18 protein-coding genes, 1 tRNA gene and 1 pseudogene are annotated in these 16,544 nt (G+C 63.1%); 12 read left to right on the plus strand and 8 right to left on the minus strand.

Translation table 11 applies throughout. The features are described 5' to 3' along the window. Window position 1: 1 nt before the first annotated feature. Complete coding sequence (locus ASD44_RS14880; protein WP_056113542.1) at window positions 2-646, minus strand: LemA family protein; 645 nt, start codon at window positions 644-646, stop codon at window positions 2-4. A gap of 138 nt (window positions 647-784) precedes the next feature. On the opposite strand from ASD44_RS14880, the gene ASD44_RS14885 reads away from it, so the two are divergent. From ASD44_RS14885 to ASD44_RS14910, 6 genes are all read left to right on the plus strand, one after another. Then, window positions 785-1,033 carry a hypothetical protein gene (locus ASD44_RS14885; protein ID WP_056113544.1) on the plus strand — a complete coding sequence of 83 codons (249 nt, stop codon included), beginning with the start codon at window positions 785-787 and terminating at the stop codon, window positions 1,031-1,033. Window positions 1,034-1,042: 9 nt separating this feature from the next. Further along, window positions 1,043-1,927, plus strand: coding sequence for a pyridoxal kinase PdxY (gene pdxY, locus ASD44_RS14890; protein WP_056113547.1), 885 nt, complete (start codon window positions 1,043-1,045; stop codon window positions 1,925-1,927). A gap of 9 nt (window positions 1,928-1,936) precedes the next feature. After that, window positions 1,937-2,704, plus strand: coding sequence for a DUF429 domain-containing protein (locus tag ASD44_RS14895; protein ID WP_156459858.1), 768 nt, complete (start codon window positions 1,937-1,939; stop codon window positions 2,702-2,704). Between the two features lie 93 nt (window positions 2,705-2,797). Next, window positions 2,798-3,442, plus strand: coding sequence for a carbonic anhydrase (locus tag ASD44_RS14900; protein WP_056113552.1), 645 nt, complete (start codon window positions 2,798-2,800; stop codon window positions 3,440-3,442). A 39-nt stretch (window positions 3,443-3,481) separates the two neighbouring features. Continuing rightward, window positions 3,482-3,898, plus strand: coding sequence for a hypothetical protein (locus ASD44_RS14905; protein WP_056113555.1), 417 nt, complete (start codon window positions 3,482-3,484; stop codon window positions 3,896-3,898). Between the two features lie 84 nt (window positions 3,899-3,982). After that, window positions 3,983-6,031, plus strand: coding sequence for a M3 family metallopeptidase (locus ASD44_RS14910; RefSeq protein ID WP_056113558.1), 2,049 nt, complete (start codon window positions 3,983-3,985; stop codon window positions 6,029-6,031). Window positions 6,032-6,092: 61 nt separating this feature from the next. On the opposite strand, the gene ASD44_RS14915 is transcribed toward ASD44_RS14910, so the two are convergent. Then, window positions 6,093-6,815 carry a beta-ketoacyl-ACP reductase gene (locus ASD44_RS14915; RefSeq protein ID WP_056113562.1) on the minus strand — a complete coding sequence of 241 codons (723 nt, stop codon included), beginning with the start codon at window positions 6,813-6,815 and terminating at the stop codon, window positions 6,093-6,095. Window positions 6,816-6,916: 101 nt separating this feature from the next. After that, a complete protein-coding gene (locus ASD44_RS14920; protein ID WP_056113565.1) occupies window positions 6,917-8,104 on the minus strand; it encodes an acetyl-CoA C-acetyltransferase in 1,188 nt (395 codons plus the stop codon). A gap of 263 nt (window positions 8,105-8,367) precedes the next feature. On the opposite strand from ASD44_RS14920, the gene phaR reads away from it, so the two are divergent. Further along, window positions 8,368-8,970: a polyhydroxyalkanoate synthesis repressor PhaR gene (phaR, locus tag ASD44_RS14925; protein ID WP_056113568.1), complete on the plus strand. Its 603-nt coding sequence runs from the start codon at window positions 8,368-8,370 to the stop codon at window positions 8,968-8,970. 39 nt (window positions 8,971-9,009) lie between these two features. On the opposite strand, the pseudogene ASD44_RS18230 reads toward phaR, so the two are convergent. After that, window positions 9,010-9,332: pseudogene (locus tag ASD44_RS18230) on the minus strand (malonyl-CoA synthase); the annotation flags it as partial. Window positions 9,333-9,618: 286 nt separating this feature from the next. Between ASD44_RS18230 and ASD44_RS14935 the strand changes: the two are divergent. Then, the gene (locus ASD44_RS14935; RefSeq protein WP_056113573.1) at window positions 9,619-10,677 is read left to right on the plus strand and encodes a dipeptidase; all 1,059 of its coding nucleotides are present in this window, start codon (window positions 9,619-9,621) and stop codon (window positions 10,675-10,677) included. 46 nt (window positions 10,678-10,723) lie between these two features. Here ASD44_RS14935 and ASD44_RS14940 read toward each other — a convergent pair whose 3' ends face one another. The 3 genes from ASD44_RS14940 to ASD44_RS14950 all read right to left on the minus strand — a co-directional run bounded on the left by ASD44_RS14940 (window position 10,724) and on the right by ASD44_RS14950 (window position 12,309). Beyond that, window positions 10,724-10,960, minus strand: coding sequence for a DUF2934 domain-containing protein (locus ASD44_RS14940; protein ID WP_056113576.1), 237 nt, complete (start codon window positions 10,958-10,960; stop codon window positions 10,724-10,726). 254 nt (window positions 10,961-11,214) lie between these two features. Further along, window positions 11,215-12,009 carry a hypothetical protein gene (locus tag ASD44_RS14945; protein WP_056113579.1) on the minus strand — a complete coding sequence of 265 codons (795 nt, stop codon included), beginning with the start codon at window positions 12,007-12,009 and terminating at the stop codon, window positions 11,215-11,217. A gap of 210 nt (window positions 12,010-12,219) precedes the next feature. Further along, a tRNA-Ser gene (locus ASD44_RS14950) sits at window positions 12,220-12,309 on the minus strand. 282 nt (window positions 12,310-12,591) lie between these two features. Here ASD44_RS14950 and ASD44_RS14955 point away from each other — a divergent pair. From ASD44_RS14955 to ASD44_RS14965, 3 genes are all read left to right on the plus strand, one after another. Further along, window positions 12,592-13,257: a 50S ribosomal protein L21 gene (locus ASD44_RS14955; RefSeq protein ID WP_056113582.1), complete on the plus strand. Its 666-nt coding sequence runs from the start codon at window positions 12,592-12,594 to the stop codon at window positions 13,255-13,257. A gap of 94 nt (window positions 13,258-13,351) precedes the next feature. Further along, on the plus strand, window positions 13,352-13,621 hold the full coding sequence (gene rpmA / locus ASD44_RS14960) for a 50S ribosomal protein L27 (protein WP_056113584.1): 270 nt from the start codon (window positions 13,352-13,354) through the stop codon (window positions 13,619-13,621). A 118-nt stretch (window positions 13,622-13,739) separates the two neighbouring features. Next, on the plus strand, window positions 13,740-14,327 hold the full coding sequence (locus tag ASD44_RS14965; protein WP_056113587.1) for a GNAT family N-acetyltransferase: 588 nt from the start codon (window positions 13,740-13,742) through the stop codon (window positions 14,325-14,327). Between the two features lie 197 nt (window positions 14,328-14,524). Here the strand turns inward: ASD44_RS14965 and ASD44_RS14970 are convergent, their stop codons facing one another. Beyond that, on the minus strand, window positions 14,525-15,394 hold the full coding sequence (locus ASD44_RS14970; protein WP_056113590.1) for an endonuclease/exonuclease/phosphatase family protein: 870 nt from the start codon (window positions 15,392-15,394) through the stop codon (window positions 14,525-14,527). 114 nt (window positions 15,395-15,508) lie between these two features. On the opposite strand from ASD44_RS14970, the gene obgE reads away from it, so the two are divergent. After that, window positions 15,509-16,540, plus strand: coding sequence for a GTPase ObgE (gene obgE / locus ASD44_RS14975; protein ID WP_056113592.1), 1,032 nt, complete (start codon window positions 15,509-15,511; stop codon window positions 16,538-16,540). The last annotated feature ends 4 nt before the right edge of the window (window positions 16,541-16,544 follow it).

A 16,544-nucleotide genomic window follows, 5' to 3' on the forward strand; every position in this document is an offset into this window, starting at 1 on the left:
CTCAACCGCCCTGCTTGGCGCCGGTGCCGAAATCGACCTTCGGCGTCTCCATCTTGTCCTGCTCGATCGTGAAGGTCTGGAACGGCTGGTTGCCGCGGAACCACAACGTCGCCCAGATCACCGAGGGGAAGGTCCGCAGGGTCAGATTGTAGTCGCGGACCGCCTGGATGTAGTCGCGGCGCGCAACGGCGATGCGGTTCTCGGTGCCTTCGAGCTGCGCCTGCAGCGCAAGGAAGTTCTGGTTGGCCTTGAGGTCGGGATAGTTCTCGGTGATGGCGAGCAGGCGCGACAGCGCGCTGGTCAGGCCGGATTGGCTGTCCTGGAACTTTTTGAAGGCCTCGGGGTCCGAAAGTGTCTCCGGCGTCACCGTCACCTGCGTTGCCTTGGCGCGCGCTTCGACCACGGCCTGTAGCGTGTCCTGCTCATGCGACGCGTATCCCTTCACCGTCTCGACGAGATTGGGAATGAGATCGGCGCGGCGCTGATACTGGTTCAGCACTTCGCTCCAGGCCGCCTTGGCGTTTTCCTCGGCGGTCGGAATGGTGTTGTAGCCGCAACCGGCGAGCAGCGGCAGCAGAACCGCCAGTGTCAGGAACGACAAAAGACTGCGAAGCGACGGAAGCGAAGAATGACGCGCGGCGAGCATGACTGTTTTCCTCGTGGACTGTAGTGCGAAGCTTTAGCACAAACCACGCGCAAGGAAATGACCCCCGTTGCATCCGGTAGAGCCCACGTGACAGACGCCCGCAACCCTCTACACTGGTTCTTTCAATGAGGATTCGTGATGGCTGGACGCAGCGACGATGAACGGGAATCGCGCCGCATTCTCGAGCGCATTCAGCGCGAGACCGATCCTGGCGGCTCGCTTCTGGGCAAGGCGGCGAAGGGTGCGCACAATCATGTCGCCGCCGCCGATGTCGACCCTGCCGACAAAATAGAATATTGGGGAACGCGCATTGGCAGAGCCCTCGGACTCCTGCTCGCGGTCGCCATGCTGGCGTGGCTGGTCTATTTTATTTTCAACCGGGGATAAGGCTTGAGAATGAGCGCCGAAACCACCGACGCCCCGCGCGCCGTCATTGTTGTTTCCAGTCATGTTGCGCGCGGGTCGGTCGGCAACCGCGCTGCCGTTTTCGCCCTGGAATGTCTCGGTTTTCCGGTATGGGCGGTACCCACGGTGATCCTGCCATGGCACCCCGGACATGGGCGGGCGACAAGGATCGTTCCGCCGGCGGAACAATTTACCGCTTTGATGGCCGACCTTGAACGCGCGCCATGGCTGGGTGAAGTCGGCGCAGTGCTTTCGGGTTACCTCGGCGACGCATCCCAGGCCGACGCCGTGGCGGGTCTGGTCCGGGCAGTGAAGACGAGGAACCCTGCATCCCTCTATATCTGCGATCCGGTCCTCGGAGATTCCGACGGACTTTATGTTCCCGAGCCGACGGCGATCGCGCTCCGCGACAGACTGATCCCGCTCGCCGATATTGCGACGCCGAACCGCTACGAACTGGAATGGCTGACGGGTGTGGAACTGCCGGATCTGAAATCCACCATCGCCGCCGCGCTTCACGCCGGACCACCGACGATGCTGGTCACGTCGGCGCAGTCGATGATGGCTGGCGGCACCGGCAATCTGCTGCTCGATTCCAGCCATGCGCTGCTTGCCGAACACCGGGTGATCGCGCAGCCGCCCAACGGGCTGGGTGACCTGACCGCCGCCATCTACCTGGCGCGTATCATGTCGGGCCAACCGCCGGCCAAGGCGCTGCAAACCACCACCGCCGCCGTGTACGAAATTCTCGCCCGCACCGCCAAGCGCGGCGGCGACGAACTGCAGCTTGAAACGGACGCTCAAAGCCTCTCGCATCCCATGGCCATGGTTCAACTCCGCCATCTGCTGCATCCAGGCCGCAACAAGCTGGCTTAGACTGGCAGGATGGGCATGGCTCCAACGCTGGCTGGTGTGGATGGCTGCAAGGCCGGATGGATAATGGTGCGCCATGAAGGCGACGATCCTCCCACGACTGCCGTGTTTCCCGTCTTCGCCGAATTGATCGCGACGCTGCCGGATGACGCCATCGTCGCGGTCGACATGCCGATCGGTCTTCCGGAAACCTGCGGACGCAGCGGGCGTGGACCCGAAATTCTGGTGCGCCCGCTTCTCGGCGCGCGGCAGTCGAGCGTCTTTGCCATTCCATCGCGCGCGGCAATCTACGCTGAGGCAGATGCCTTCACGGACATCGAAACCTGGTATGCCGCGCATCGGCGAGCAAGCCTCGTCGCCAGGGCGACCTCCGACCCGCCGCGCGGCGTATCCATTCAGGCTTTCGGTTTGTTCGCCAGGATCCGTGAGATCGACGCCCTGCTGATCGCCCGGCCGGACCTGCGGACCCGCATCTTCGAGTCCCACCCGGAAGTTGCGTTCTGGCGGCTCAATGGCGGCAGGGCGATGCAGTTGCCGAAGAAAATCAAAGGCGCCGTCAATCCTTCGGGGATGGAAGAGCGCAAGGCGCTGCTTGGCCGTTGTGGCTATGATCGCGCCTTTCTCGACATGCCGCCGCCACGTGGAGCTGGGACCGATGACTTCCTCGACGCCACGGCGATGGCTGCGATAGCGCGGCGCATCGCCGATGGCGACGCCGTTTCCTTTCCGGATCCGCCCATGAAGGACGGCCTTGGCGTTCCGATCGCCATCTGGGCGTGAGCACGGCTCGATGGTGTCGTCACCGCTTGTCCGGATCAAGGCCTGCACGATTCAGGATTGATCGGCACGCACTTTTCGCCTTAATAGCCGCCGATGCCTCATTTGCCCGAACACCTCCTCACCGGCTACCGCAATTTCATTACCGGTCGCTATGTCACAGAGGGCAGCCGCTACCGGTCGCTGGCCCGCGAGGGACAGACGCCGGAAAGCATGATCATTGCCTGCTGCGATTCCCGTTCGGCGCCCGAAGTCATCTTCGACGCCGGGCCGGGCGAATTGTTCGTCGTCCGCAATGTGGCCAACCTCGTGCCGCCCTATGCACCCGATGGCGAGTTCCATTCCACTTCAGCGGCGCTCGAGTTCGCGGTGCAGGTCCTCAAGGTCAAGAACATCGTCGTCATGGGCCATGGCCGCTGCGGCGGCATAAAGGCGGCGCTCGATCCGGCTTCATCCCCGCTGTCGCCCGGTGACTTCATCGGCAAATGGATGAGCCTGATCGGCCCGGCTGCCGAAACCGTTTCGGCATCGACGATGATGACGGCCGGCGAGCGTCATACCGCGCTCGAGCGTATCTCCATCCGCTATTCGATCGCCAATCTGCGGACGTTTCCCTGCATCTCGATCCTGGAAGGCAAGGGCCGGCTGGCGCTTCACGGCGCCTGGTTCGACATTTCCACCGGCGAATTGTGGGCAATGAACACGCAGACCGGCGATTTCGAAAAGCCGGAAATCGACTGACATCTTCTGTTCGGCGTCGAACCGTCATAGGCTGCGGCTATGGCTCCCGCGTTGCTGCGCCTCCTTTACCTGTCGATCGTGCTGCTTACGGCAGCAGGTCCGGTACGCGCGGATGACGCGGCGGTCATCGGCAAATGGTATGGCGCCCTGCTCACCGCCGATCGCGCGGTCCTTTCCGAGCTTCTTGCCGAGAACGCCCGTATCCGGCTCGACGATCTCGGCATCGAGCAGAGCAAGGACGAATTCATCGCTTCGATGGACGAATGGGAGGGCGCGGTCGCGGGCGCTGCGATACGGCACCGGATAGACAGCCAAGCGGCTGGCGTCACGACCGTGACCGCATGCTACGACTTCCCGGCCAACGACATCATGATGCAGGAAACTTTCACCATCGAAGGCGACCACGTCGCCGCAAGCACCCAGGCGACGGTCGCCGAAAACTGCGACAGCTTCTGATCGGTGAGGTTGCCGAGCGCGGTGCATCATCCTACATCGGTTGCGGCCCGCGATTGCCAAGCCCTGTCACTGAAAGTCCTCCCAATGTCCAAATCTCCCGACCTCGCCTCGCATCCGCTGACCGCATGGAACGGCCCGCTCGGCCTTCCCGATTTCGAACAGATAGGCGATGGCGATTTCGGTCCGGTTTTCGACATGGCCTTGAGAGCGCATGAGGCCGAGATCGAGCAGATCGCCAACAGCAAGGACAAGGCGACCGTCGAAAACACGCTGGCGGCGCTGGAACTAGGCGGCGAGGCGCTGGACCGCGTCTCCGCGATCTTCTGGTGCCGCGCCGGCGCGCACACCAATGAGACGATCCGGGCGCTGGAACGCGAAATCGCGCCGAAGATGTCACGGCATTTCTCCGCCATCTCGATGAACGAACAGCTCTTTGCCCGCATTGACGACCTGTATCAGCGCCGCGCCAGTCTCGGCCTCGACCCCGAAACCCTGCGTGTCCTTGAAAAGACCTGGAAGGGCTTCGTCCGGTCGGGCGCCAGACTGGATGCCGAGGGCAAGAAGCGGCTGGCGGCGATCAACGAGGCGCTTTCTTCGCTCGGCACGGCATTCGGCCAGAACCTGCTGGCCGACGAGAGCGAATGGGCGCTGTACCTCGACGAGGCCGACCTTGCCGGGGTGCCTGACTTCCTGAAAAGCGCCATGGCCGAGGCGGCCGAACTGCGCGGCCAGAAGGGCCGCTATGCGGTGACGCTGTCGCGGTCGATCTACGAGCCGTTTTCGTGTTTCTCGGAGCGGCGCGATCTGCGCGAGGCCGCCTGGCGCGCCTTCACCATGCGCGGCCAGAATGGCGGCGCCACCGACAACACCGCGGTCGTCCGCGACATGCTGGAACGTCGCGCGGAGAAGGCCAAGCTCTTGGGCTATGAAAGCTACGCGGCGCTCAAGCTCGACGACACCATGGCGAAGACGCCGAAAGCAGTCCACGCGCTGCTCGATCCCGTGTGGGAAAAGGCGCTCGGGAAGGCCCGTGGCGACCAGACGCAGATGGAAAAGCTGGCCGCCGACGCCGGCAGCAACGAAAAGTTTTCGGCCTGGGACTGGCGCTACTACCAGGAAAAACTGCGGGCGCAGAAATTTGCCTTCGATGACGCCGAACTGATGCCCTATCTGCAGCTCGACCGGATCATCGACGCCTGCTTCGATGTGGCTCACCGGTTGTTCGGCATCACGATCGAGGAAAAGAAGGGCATCCCGCTCTGGCATCCGGACGCGCGCGCCTTCGTCGTCAGGAACGCCGACGGCTCCGAGCGCGGGCTTTTCCTGGCGGACTATTTCGCCCGGCCCTCGAAACGGTCCGGCGCCTGGATGAGTTCGCTGCGATCCGGCTACAGGCTGGGCCAGGGCTCGACGCCGATCATCTACAACATCATGAATTTCGCCAAGCCGCCGGCCGGTGAGAGGGCGCTGCTCTCGGTCGACGAGGCGCGGACGCTGTTCCACGAATTCGGCCATGCCTTGCATGGGATGCTGACGGACGTCACCTGGCCTTCCGTTGCCGGCACCTCGGTCAGCCGCGATTTCGTCGAGTTGCCGTCACAGCTCTACGAACATTGGCTGACGGTTCCGGCGGTGCTGGAAAAGCACGCGCTGCACGTCAAGACAGGCAAGCCGATGCCGAAGGAACTCCTCGACAAGATGCTGGCGGCGCGCACCTTCGATGCCGGCTTCCTGACCGTGGAATTCACTTCGTCGGCGCTTATGGACATGGCCTACCACGCCAGGGCCGATGCCCCGGCCGAGCCGCTCGCCTTCGAGGCCGAGACTTTGCGCGAACTCGCCATGCCCGACACCATCGCCATGCGCCACCGCACCCCGCAATTCGGCCATGTCTTCGCCGGCGACGGCTATTCGGCCGGTTACTATTCCTACATGTGGTCGGAGGTGCTGGATGCCGATGCATTCTCGGCCTTCGAGGAAACCGGCGATCCGTTCAACCCGATGCTGGCCGAGAGGCTGCGCAAGAATATCTACGCAGCCGGCGGCTCGAAGGACCCCGAAGAACTGTACAAGGCGTTCCGCGGCAAGATGCCCTCGCCCGAGGCGATGCTGGTCAAGCGCGGTCTGGTTTAGCCTTTTTGATCTGACGATCACGCGAAACGGGCCGGGAAAGGCCCGTTTTAAATCAATCTGCCTACGTAAAATATTGCCCGCCGTTGGCGGTGAGCGTCGAACCGGTGATGAAACCAGCTTCCTCGGAAGCGAGGAACACGACGCAGCGTGCGATTTCCTCGGGCTCGCCGAGGCGGCCTATCGGAATCTGGGCGATGATGGATTCGCGCACCTTGTCCGGCACCGCCATCACCATGTCGGTGGCGATGTAGCCGGGGCAGATGACGTTGACGGTAATGCCGGCGCGCGCGCCTTCCTGCGCCAATGCCTTGGTGAAGCCGATGTCGCCGGCCTTGGAAGCCGAATAGTTCGCCTGCCCCATCTGACCCTTCTGGCCATTGATCGAGGAGATGGTGATGACACGACCGAACTTGCGGTCGCGCATGCCGCTCCACAGCGGATGGGTCATGTTGAACACGCCGGTGAGGTTGGTGTCGATCACCTCTTTCCACTGCTGCGGCGTCATCTTGTGGAACATCGCGTCGCGGGTGATGCCGGCATTGTTGACCAGCACGGAGACCTGACCGAGATCCGCCTCGACCCGGCTGATGCCGGCGGCGCATGCCTCATAGTCGGCGACAGACCATTTGTAGGTCTTGATGCCAGTCTCGGCGGTGAATTTCTGCGCCGCCTCGTCATTGCCGGCATAGTTCGCCGCAACGGAATAGCCGGCATTTTTAAGCGCGACCGAGATCGCGGCGCCGATGCCGCGCGACCCGCCCGTGACGATTGCTACCTTGGACATGAGTTCTCCCTCCCTCGTGGTAAGTCGGCAGTTGGCAATCGGCAATGGGCAGTCGTTTTCCGTTCTTTTCCGACTGCCGACTGCCTAATTCCGACTGCCGTTCAGTTCATCGCTTCCACACACATCGCCACGCCCATACCGCCGCCGATGCACAGCGTGGCGAGGCCCTTCTTCGCGCCGCGGCGCTTCATCTCATGCACCAGCGTGTTGAAGACGCGGGCGCCGGAGGCGCCGATCGGGTGGCCGATGGCGATTGCCCCGCCATTGACGTTGACGATATCGGGGTTCCAGCCCATGTCCTTGTTGACGGCGCAAGCCTGCGCGGCGAAGGCCTCGTTGGCTTCGACCAGATCGAGGTCGCCCACCGACCAGCCCGCCTTTTCCAGCGCCTTGCGCGAGGCGGGGATCGGCCCGGTCCCCATGATCGCCGGATCGACGCCGGCGGTCGCCCACGAGGCTATGCGCACCAGCGGGGTGATGCCGCGCCGCACCGCCTCGGCTTCCGTCATCAGCAGGGCGCCGGCGGCGCCGTCATTGATGCCGGAGGCGTTGCCGGCCGTCACCGTGCCGTCCTTGTCGAAGGCGGGCTTCAGCTTGGTCATGGCATCGATGGTTGCGCCATGGCGGATATATTCGTCCTGGTCGATGACCGTATCGCCCTTCCGGCCCTTGAGTGTCACGGCGACGATCTCGTCCTTGAACCGTCCGGCCTTCTGCGCCGCCTCCGCCTTGTTCTGCGAGGCAAGCGCGAACGCGTCCTGATCGTCGCGGGTGATCTGGAACTGCCTGGCGACATTCTCGGCGGTGTTGCCCATGTGATAGCCGTTGAAGGCATCCCACAGCCCGTCCTTGATCATTGTGTCGATCAACTTGGTGTCGCCCATCTTGATCCCGGCGCGCAGGTGCTGGGCATGCGGCGACAGCGACATGGATTCCTGCCCGCCGGCGACGATCATCCTGGCGTCGCCCGCTGCGATCTGCTGCATGCCAAGCGCGATGGCCCGCAGGCCCGAGCCACAGACCTGGTTGAGGCTCCAGGCGGTGGTCTCCTTCGGCAGGCCGGCGTTCATCGATGCCTGGCGCGCCGGGTTCTGGCCCTGCGCGGCCGTCAGCACCTGGCCGAGAATGACTTCGTCCACTTCATGCGGCTCGACCCCGGCCCGCGCCAGAAGCTCGCGGATCACCACCGCGCCGAGTTCATGGGCCGGTGTCGCGGCGAACGACCCGTTGAAAGAGCCGACGGGCGTTCGCGCGGCACTGGCTACGACGATGGCGTTGGAAGCGGGCATATTCTTCTCCAGACTTCTGTCAGTTTCTCGGACTTAACGAGACTTTGCCCGTTCCTGCCCGGCTGTCAAACCGGAAATGGAAGCTGTCCGGCGCCGGCGAGCCGGCCCCGAAAAAATGCTGCGCAGCATTTCGCAGCGCAGAAAACGCTGGAAAAATCCCGCACTGCACAAACCGCTTGGAATTGTGACGGCTTTGCGCATATCCTTTCCTGGATCGTTATATTAGCGACGGCTTACGCGCCGGTGTCCGGGGGAGGATTATGATGGCTGCGAAAGACGAACCGGTGGTGATCAAGAAATACGCCAACCGGCGTCTCTACAACACCGGGACCAGCACTTACGTCACCCTCGAAGACCTGGCCGAAATGGTCAAGAAGGGCGAGGAGTTCACCGTCCAGGACGCCAAGACCGGCGACGACATCACCCATCCGGTGCTGACGCAGATCATTTTCGAACTGGAGAACAAGGAAGGGCAGAACATGCTGCCGATCCCGTTCCTCCGCCAGCTCATTGCCTTCTACGGCGACCAGATGCAGATGATCGTGCCGAGTTTCCTCGAGCAGTCGATGGTCGCCTTCTCCAAGGAGCAGGAGCGGTTTCGCGAGCAGATGAAGTCGGCCATCGGCAAGACGCCGATGGACATGATGAAGATGGCAACGCCGATGAAGGCGCTGGAAGAACAGACGCGCCGCAATGTCGAGATGTTCCAGAACGCCATGCGCATGTTCACGCCGTTTCCGCCGGCCGGGAACACCAATGCCGCGCCCGATGCGCAGGAGCCGGAAGCGCCGGGGAAGGCCGACGATCTTCAGGAGCTGAAAGAGCAGATCGCCGCCATGCAGAAGAAACTGGACAAGATGTCCTGATGCCTGCGGGGCTGGCCTAGCCAGAACGACCAGCCCGGCCTACGCGAAAAGGTCCTTGTAGCGTTCCCTGAGCAGGTTCTTCTGTACCTTGCCCATCGTGTTGCGGGGCAGTTCATCGATGACGAAGATGCGCCGCGGCTGCTTGAAGCGGGCGAGCTGGTCGCGGATGGCGGCGAGTAGCGCCTTCTCTTCCACATGATTATCCCGACGCGCCTTGACGACGCCGACCACCGCCTCGCCGAGATCGGCATGCCGACCACCGCCGATTCCCCGACGCCCGGCAGAGCATCGAGGAGCAGTTCCACCTCTTTCGGATAGATGTTGTAGCCGCCAGAGATGATCAGGTCCTTGGCGCGGCCGACAGTGCGTTGGCAAAGAGGGCGGTCATGCGGATGAAACTGCGCATGGCTGAGCTCGCGCCCGTCCTTCAGCGCCAGGAACGCGCCTCGTACTGTTCATGGGGACGGAAAAGCGCGTCGTAAAGTGTATTGGCCATATTGGTGTTCCCGATTACTGCGCCTTTCAGCACCGAAGCGCGCCAGCCAACAAGCCCAATCGCTGTTCTGGCCTTTGCAGAGCGAGGCATACCCGCCTAGGTTAGCGTAAAATCCTGCGACTCAGCGGCAGCTTGAAGACTGAAAGCCAATAATGTCAGACCAAAAACGGGTTCCCGTCTTCGACGGCCACAACGATACGCTGCTTAAGCTTTACGCAAACCCGCAAGCCGACAAGGTCGGGCTTTTCGTCGATGGCGCGCCGGCCAGCTGGCACATCGACCTGCCGCGGGCACGCAAGGGCGGCCTGGCCGGCGGCATGTTTGCGATCTTCCCGCCGCCGCTGGAACAGCGCCGGGCCACGGCTTCCAGCGCGCTCAGCGTCGATGAACCCCTGCCGCCGGAACTGCCGCTGGAAGCGGCGCGCGGATTTACCTTCGCCATGGCCGCCATCCTGCTCGAATTGGACCGGGCAGGGGCGCTCAAAATCTGCCGCAGCGCCGCTGAGGTAAGCGCCGCGATGCACAACGATATGATGGCGGCGATCTTCCATATCGAAGGCGCGGAGGCGATCGACCCCAGGCTGGATGCGCTGGAAGTGCTGCACGCCGCCGGCCTGCGCTCGCTCGGCATCGTCTGGAGCCGGCCTAACGCCTTCGGCCAGGGCGTCCCCTTCCGCTATCCTTCCTCGCCCGATACCGGCGACGGGCTGACGGACGCCGGCAAGGCGCTGGTCAAGGCCTGCAACGAACTGAAAATCCTGATCGACCTGTCGCATCTCAATGAAAAGGGTTTCCGCGATGTGGCGGCGCTGACGGATGCGCCACTGGTGGCGACGCATTCCAACGTCCATGCCATCTGCGCCCATGCCCGCAATCTGACCGACTGGCAGCTCGGCGCGATCCGGGACACCGGCGGCATGGTCGGGCTGAACTTCGCCACCGGCTTCCTCAACCCGAAAGGTCCCGGCGCTGGCGGGGCAAACATCGAGATGATGGTTCGCCACATCGATGCCCTGCTAGAAGCGCTGGGCGAGGATGGTGTCGGCCTGGGCTCGGATTTCGATGGCGCCCCGATCCCACCGGAGATCGGCGACGCCGCCGGCCTGCCGCGGCTGATCGAGGCGTTCGCCAAGCACGGCTACGGCACTGCTCTGATCGAAAAGATCGCCTGGAAGAACTGGGTGAACATGCTGGAGCGCACGATCGGATAAGTCCAGCCTCGGGGCGGCCTGTCGTCTTGTGTCCGCGCTGTCGGCGTCAGCCTTTGCGCGGTTTCGCCGCCTTAGCTGAAGCCGCGGATTTGCCTGCAGGCTTCGTAGCCGCCTTTGCCCGTGCCGGCGACTTTTTGGAAGAAGCGATGGACTTCGTCTTTTCGGCATCGATCTCGGTGGCGGCCTGGTGCCAGTGGCGTTCGTGGGCGCCGTCGGGCCTGCCTTCATTTTCCCAGATCGCATGAGCGCGTTTGCGGATACGATCCTGCTTGTCGTCGAACATGGAACAACACCTCTCCGTTCAATGCAGAAATGCGATGACTGACAAAGGGGTTCCGGCGCGCCGCCGAAATGTTCGGCCGCGCCGGCTTGTCCTGATGTTGTAGCATGAACGGGGGCAACCATGAATGGCTGCAGCAGCACCGGACCCGTGACAGGTTCAGCACAAGGATTGGAGTAGCGGGCGGAGAGCGACGAACCGGAATGAGACTCAAATCTACGTTCGTCGCCCTCCCTATGTCCGAGGACTCGGCTTTCCTAGGCGGCCGGTTGCTCTCCCCGTGCGGTCCGGACCCATTGTTCGATGTCGGCAAGGTTTGCGGGCACCGGCAGCCCACACTGGGCAAGTTCCGTGTCCAGCTTGAGGGTAATGCCCTGCTTGCCCTGCGCCAAAGCGTCGGCGATGGGGCCGTTCGAAAGCTGGGTCTTGGCATTCTGAAGATCCGACGCCCCCTCGCACAGGTGGACGACGTTACCGCCTGCACTCCACCACACATGGTCCTCGCCGACGAGCTGTGTCACCACCTGGGACTCGACAACTGCCTGTTCCTGCGACAACGGCTTGAAGTCGATGCCGAGCGCGACCGCCGCGAGCGCGACGACAATGCCGGCAGCGCCTGCTATCCCCTTCTGCTGCTGGTTCATATCCTTGTTGGTGAAGATCAGGATGATCAGCGGCAGGAAAGCCAGAAGCGCAATAAAGGCTCCGAGCTGGTTCTGAATGAAGAACCTCACAGGCTCGTTCCTGGAAGCGGGATCGTGACGATTCGCGCTCTTCCAAAGCTGCGAGCCGATGATCGCGAGTAAGCCAATGACGGCGATGAACCCGAGAAGCGTCCACCATCGCCACTGCGGAAAGCCATGACTGGCGGCCAATTCGTCGAACGACGGCCGCAGCAGCCAGAAGATGGCGACCAATTCGAGCGCAATCGCGACCGCCCACAGCACCAAGGCGATGATCCGCGAACGCGTCGCCTGTGCCTTGGCCGCCGGGGCGGGCGTGAAAATCGGCGCCGAGGCCGGCTCGGCGGTTTCTTTGGTTGTCCTGGCCATGAATCCCTCTCTTCTGCTTGACGCTATTGACCGGCTGCGGAGTTTCCACCGAAGCGATCAGTCATCTCTACAATATTGGCGTCAGGGATGCGACAGCTAGCAGATGAGGAATGGAGTTCGAACTCGGAGCCAAGCCGACGACTGTCCGCTGGCCGGTCAGGCCGCAGCATGGGAGCCGTGAGCGAAGCGAACTGGTAGCGATAAGAAAACTGGCGGAGAGGGAGGGATTCGAACCCCCGATGGGCTTGCACCCATGCCGCATTTCGAGTGCGGTGCATTCGACCACTCTGCCACCTCTCCGGGGTCGCTGGTCCGCCGTTGCCGGCGCGGCGACTAGATAACGACTGCAAGGCTGGGACACAAGGCCTAATCTGGGCCCAATCTGCCGTTCCGGATCGCCGAACGGGCGCCTTGCCTTGACTCGGGCATGACCTTCGGTTAGGGACGGCGCGCAATCGGCGTGGGAAGCTTTCCGCGCCGCTTGTTTATTGAACCCGCAGACTGACAAAAAGACGGCCGGACCGCCCTTCTCCCCGTGAGACCAGCGATCCGCAAGGCCGACCGAACAGCGAAAGGCAAAAAATGTTCGCAGTCATCAAAACGGGCGGCAAGCAGTATCGCGTTGCCGCCAACGATCTCCTGAAGATCGAAAAAGTCGAAGGCCAGGTCGGCGATATCGTCGAAATCGGCCAGGTTCTGGCGCATGGCGAAGGCGACAACGTCACCTTTGGCGCGCCTTTCGTCAGCGGCGCGCTTGTCACCGCCGAAGTCGTCGAGCAGGGCAAGAATCGCACCGTCATCGCTTTCAAGAAGCGCCGCCGGCAGAATTCCCGCCGCAAGATCGGCCACCGCCAGCTTCTGACCACCGTCCGTATCTCCGAGATCCTGCTGGATGGCGCCAAGCCGTCGAAGAAGGCGGCGGCGAAGCCGGAAGCCAAGGCGGAGGCGAAGGCCGAGAAGACCGAAGCCGCCCCGAAGAAGGCAAAGGCCGCGGAAGCTGACGACAGCACCAAGGCCGCCGCCGCGGCGCCGCTGTTCAAGGCGCCGAAGGGCAAGGGCGACGATCTCACGGTCATCAAGGGCATCGGCCCGGTTGCCGCCAAGGATCTGAACGAGCAGGGCATCACCACTTTCGCCCAGCTTGCCAAGCTCACCGACGCCGACGCCGAGAAGATCGACGCGTCGATGCCGTTCAGCACCGACCAGATCAAGGATTGGCGCGAACAGGCCAGGGAACTGGCAAAATAATTTGTCAGCAACCCTGACCGACCGGACTTGAAACGGAACGCGAACGCGTTCATAAGCATCGCAGGCGCCCGAAGGGGCGCAAAGGAGCAATAAGATGGCACACAAGAAAGCTGGCGGTTCGTCGCGCAACGGTCGCGATTCCGAATCCAAGCGCCTTGGCGTGAAGAAGTTCGGCGGCGAAGCTGTTCGCGCCGGCAACATTATCGTGCGTCAACGCGGCACCAAGTGGCATCCGGGCACCAATGTCGGGCTTGGCAAGGACCACACCATTTTCGCGCTTGAAGCCGGCGCAGTCGCCTTTTCTAAGAAAGCCAACGGCCGAACCTACGTATCGGTTAACCCGATGCAGAAGGCCGCGGAGTAGCCGGTTCCGCACTACAACACCGGCGCCCCATCTCGGGAACCGGTGTCTGGCGCAGCCAGGAAAAGGATCAGGGGAGATGGGTGGCCATCTCCCTTTTTCTTTGCCTGGAGGACGTCAAATGGTTGCCGAAGCGGAAGACACGGAAGACGAAAGTTACGCGATAGACTGTCCCACGCTCGTCACCGAGCGGCTGGTGATGCGTGCGCCCTGCGAGGCCGACATCGCCGATCTGGTGCAGCTTGCCGACAACCGCCACGTTGCCGAAATGCTGGCGCGGATGCCGCATCCCTACGGTCCTGACGAGGCTCGCGCCTTCCTGGCGGCGGCGCAGGGACGCCGCTCCGGCGTCGCCTACGCGCTGACCCTCAAAAACAGCGGCGCCTTCATCGGCTGCGCAGGGCTCAACACCACAGATCGCGGGCTGGAACTCGGCTACTGGATCGGCGAGCCGTACTGGCGGCAGGGTTATGCGACCGAGGCCGCGCACGCGCTGGTCGATCTCGCCTTCACCCGCGCCAGCATACAGGTGCTGCATGCCTCGACGCGGGTGATCAATCCGTCGTCGCGGCGCGTCATCCACAAATGCGGTTTCCAGTATGCCGGTCAGGGCATGCTGAACTCCATCGTCGCCGGGCAGGTGCCGGTGGAGCGTTACAGGCTCGACCGCAAGACCTGGACGTCACTGCGCAACTGGGTGCATTTTTGAGCGGTATTACTGTGGCAGGGCTACGGAATAGGGATCGCCCCCTCATCCGGCCGCTTCGCGGCCACCTTCTCCCCGCTGGGAAGGTGGCAATCGCCATCGACCCCTACCTCTCCCCTCGGGGAGAGGGCTGCCGAGCGAAGCGGAGGCTGGGTGAGGGGCGCCCCGTATGCCAGGTCGCTTTACGGGTGCGTGGAGCGCTATCCCAGTTCCAACCACACCGGCATATGATCGGAGCCGACCGCCTTGCGATCAACCCAATAGCGCTTGAGCGAAGCGGCAAGCGAGGCGCTGGTGAAGATATAGTCGATGCGCTTGTGACGGCTGGCGTCCTCGGGGCGCAGCGGATCGACCCAGGTGACGAGATCGTCGCCGGTCGCATCGAGGCGGATGGCCGCGTCGACGGCGAGGTCGGCCGTCATCGGCATGCCGAATTCGTGGTCCGGCGTGCCGGCCAGCTCGATATATTCCGGCGCGCCATGCAGCATGTTGAAGTCGCCCGCCAGAACAAAAGCCTCCGGCGTTGGCGGTTCCGGCATGCCGATCTCCGACAGGCCGGAAATGCCGCCCCCTTCGAGCGGATAGCCAAGCACGCGCTCGCGCAGGAAGCGGATCTGCCGCGCACGTTCAAGCGGCCCGCGATGGTCGAGATGAATGGAATAGAAGCGAACATAGCCGAGCTGCGTTTCGACCAGCGCTTCCAGCGCGCCGCGCTGGAAATTCATCGCCTCGAAAGAGCGGCTGCGCGGGAGAAGCAGGTTGCGCGACAACTGGATCGGCGTCTTCGACAGGATCATGTTGCCGAACTGGAACGTTGTGGTGACGGCCCGGCCAGCCTTCAGATACGAACCCATATTGGCTTCGAAATTGGCGCCGTAGACAAAAAAGTAATCAGGCAGCGCTTCACCGAGCTCGGCGACCATGTCGCGGCCGCCATTGTTGGGATTGTTGCGGGAAACCTCCTGCAGCGCGATCACATCGGCGCCGCGCACCGCATCGGCGATGCGGGCGATATCGTAGCGCCCATCGAGGCCGATGCCGTACTGGATGTTGTAACTGACCACCCGCATTGCGATATCTCCACCAAAGCGGCGCCAAATCCGCCGTTTCCGCTCTCGCCCTGTGGCGCGCCATAGGATAGAGCACTTTCACGAAATCCTTAGCAGCGGCAACCGCACAGTCCGATGAAATTCCTCGACCAGGCCAAAGTGTATGTGAGATCCGGCGACGGCGGCGCCGGGTCGGTTTCGTTCCGGCGCGAGAAGTTCATCGAATTCGGCGGGCCGGATGGGGGCGATGGCGGCCGCGGTGGGGATGTCTGGCTCGAAGCGGTCGACGGGCTGAACACGCTGATCGACTACCGCTACCAGCAGCATTTCAAGGCAAAGACCGGCGTCCACGGCATGGGCCGCAACATGACCGGCGCCAAGGGCGCCGACGTGACGCTCAAGGTTCCGGCCGGCACGCAGGTCTTTGCCGAGGACAATGAGACGCTGATCTGTGACCTGACCGTTGTCGGTCAGCGCTTTCTGTTGGCCAAGGGCGGCAATGGCGGCTTCGGCAACCAGCATTTCAAGACCTCGACCAATCAGGCGCCGAGGCGGGCGAACCCCGGACTGCCGGGCGAGGAAATGAACATCTGGCTGCGGCTGAAGCTGATCGCCGATGCCGGGCTGGTCGGCCTGCCCAATGCCGGCAAGTCCACGTTCCTGGCGGCGGTGACGGCGGCCAAGCCGAAGATCGCCGACTATCCGTTCACGACGCTGCATCCCGGCCTCGGCGTCGCCCGCATCGACGCGCGCGAGTTTGTCATCGCCGACATTCCCGGCCTGATCGAGGGCGCGCATGAGGGCGTCGGCATCGGCGACCGCTTCCTCGGTCATGTCGAGCGCACGCGCGTACTTCTGCATCTGGTTTCAGCGCAGGAGGAAAATCCGGGCAAGGCCTACAAGACCGTGCGCGGCGAGCTGGAGGCCTACGGCCATGGCCTCGCCGACAAGGCCGAGATCGTGGCGCTCAGCCAGATCGATACGCTGGATGCCGACGAGCGCAAGAAGAAGATCGCATCGCTCAAACGCGCTTGTGGCAGGGCACCCATGCTGCTCTCCGCGGTGACCCGCGAGGGCGTCGAGGCGGTGTTGAGAGCGTTGATGGCGGTGGTCGAGGAAGCGAGGGTCGAGAAAGTGCCGGTCCAGGATGACCGGTGGGTGAAATAACCGT

The organism is Mesorhizobium sp. Root554, assembly GCF_001427025.1.
GTDB lineage: Bacteria > Pseudomonadota > Alphaproteobacteria > Rhizobiales > Rhizobiaceae > Mesorhizobium.

What these genes read in the sequence shown, in the direction of transcription:
- ASD44_RS14880 (WP_056113542.1), bottom strand. Translation starts at nt 646, where the DNA reads ATGCTCGCCGCGCGTCATTCTTCGCTTCCGTCGCTTCGCAGTCTTTTG.
- ASD44_RS14885 (WP_056113544.1), top strand. Translation starts at nt 785, where the DNA reads ATGGCTGGACGCAGCGACGATGAACGGGAATCGCGCCGCATTCTCGAG.
- pdxY (WP_056113547.1), top strand. Translation starts at nt 1,043, where the DNA reads ATGAGCGCCGAAACCACCGACGCCCCGCGCGCCGTCATTGTTGTTTCC.
- ASD44_RS14895 (WP_156459858.1), top strand. Translation starts at nt 1,937, where the DNA reads ATGGGCATGGCTCCAACGCTGGCTGGTGTGGATGGCTGCAAGGCCGGA.
- ASD44_RS14900 (WP_056113552.1), top strand. Translation starts at nt 2,798, where the DNA reads ATGCCTCATTTGCCCGAACACCTCCTCACCGGCTACCGCAATTTCATT.
- ASD44_RS14905 (WP_056113555.1), top strand. Translation starts at nt 3,482, where the DNA reads ATGGCTCCCGCGTTGCTGCGCCTCCTTTACCTGTCGATCGTGCTGCTT.
- ASD44_RS14910 (WP_056113558.1), top strand. Translation starts at nt 3,983, where the DNA reads ATGTCCAAATCTCCCGACCTCGCCTCGCATCCGCTGACCGCATGGAAC.
- ASD44_RS14915 (WP_056113562.1), bottom strand. Translation starts at nt 6,815, where the DNA reads ATGTCCAAGGTAGCAATCGTCACGGGCGGGTCGCGCGGCATCGGCGCC.
- ASD44_RS14920 (WP_056113565.1), bottom strand. Translation starts at nt 8,104, where the DNA reads ATGCCCGCTTCCAACGCCATCGTCGTAGCCAGTGCCGCGCGAACGCCC.
- phaR (WP_056113568.1), top strand. Translation starts at nt 8,368, where the DNA reads ATGGCTGCGAAAGACGAACCGGTGGTGATCAAGAAATACGCCAACCGG.
- ASD44_RS14935 (WP_056113573.1), top strand. Translation starts at nt 9,619, where the DNA reads ATGTCAGACCAAAAACGGGTTCCCGTCTTCGACGGCCACAACGATACG.
- ASD44_RS14940 (WP_056113576.1), bottom strand. Translation starts at nt 10,960, where the DNA reads ATGTTCGACGACAAGCAGGATCGTATCCGCAAACGCGCTCATGCGATC.
- ASD44_RS14945 (WP_056113579.1), bottom strand. Translation starts at nt 12,009, where the DNA reads ATGGCCAGGACAACCAAAGAAACCGCCGAGCCGGCCTCGGCGCCGATT.
- ASD44_RS14955 (WP_056113582.1), top strand. Translation starts at nt 12,592, where the DNA reads ATGTTCGCAGTCATCAAAACGGGCGGCAAGCAGTATCGCGTTGCCGCC.
- rpmA (WP_056113584.1), top strand. Translation starts at nt 13,352, where the DNA reads ATGGCACACAAGAAAGCTGGCGGTTCGTCGCGCAACGGTCGCGATTCC.
- ASD44_RS14965 (WP_056113587.1), top strand. Translation starts at nt 13,740, where the DNA reads ATGGTTGCCGAAGCGGAAGACACGGAAGACGAAAGTTACGCGATAGAC.
- ASD44_RS14970 (WP_056113590.1), bottom strand. Translation starts at nt 15,394, where the DNA reads ATGCGGGTGGTCAGTTACAACATCCAGTACGGCATCGGCCTCGATGGG.
- obgE (WP_056113592.1), top strand. Translation starts at nt 15,509, where the DNA reads ATGAAATTCCTCGACCAGGCCAAAGTGTATGTGAGATCCGGCGACGGC.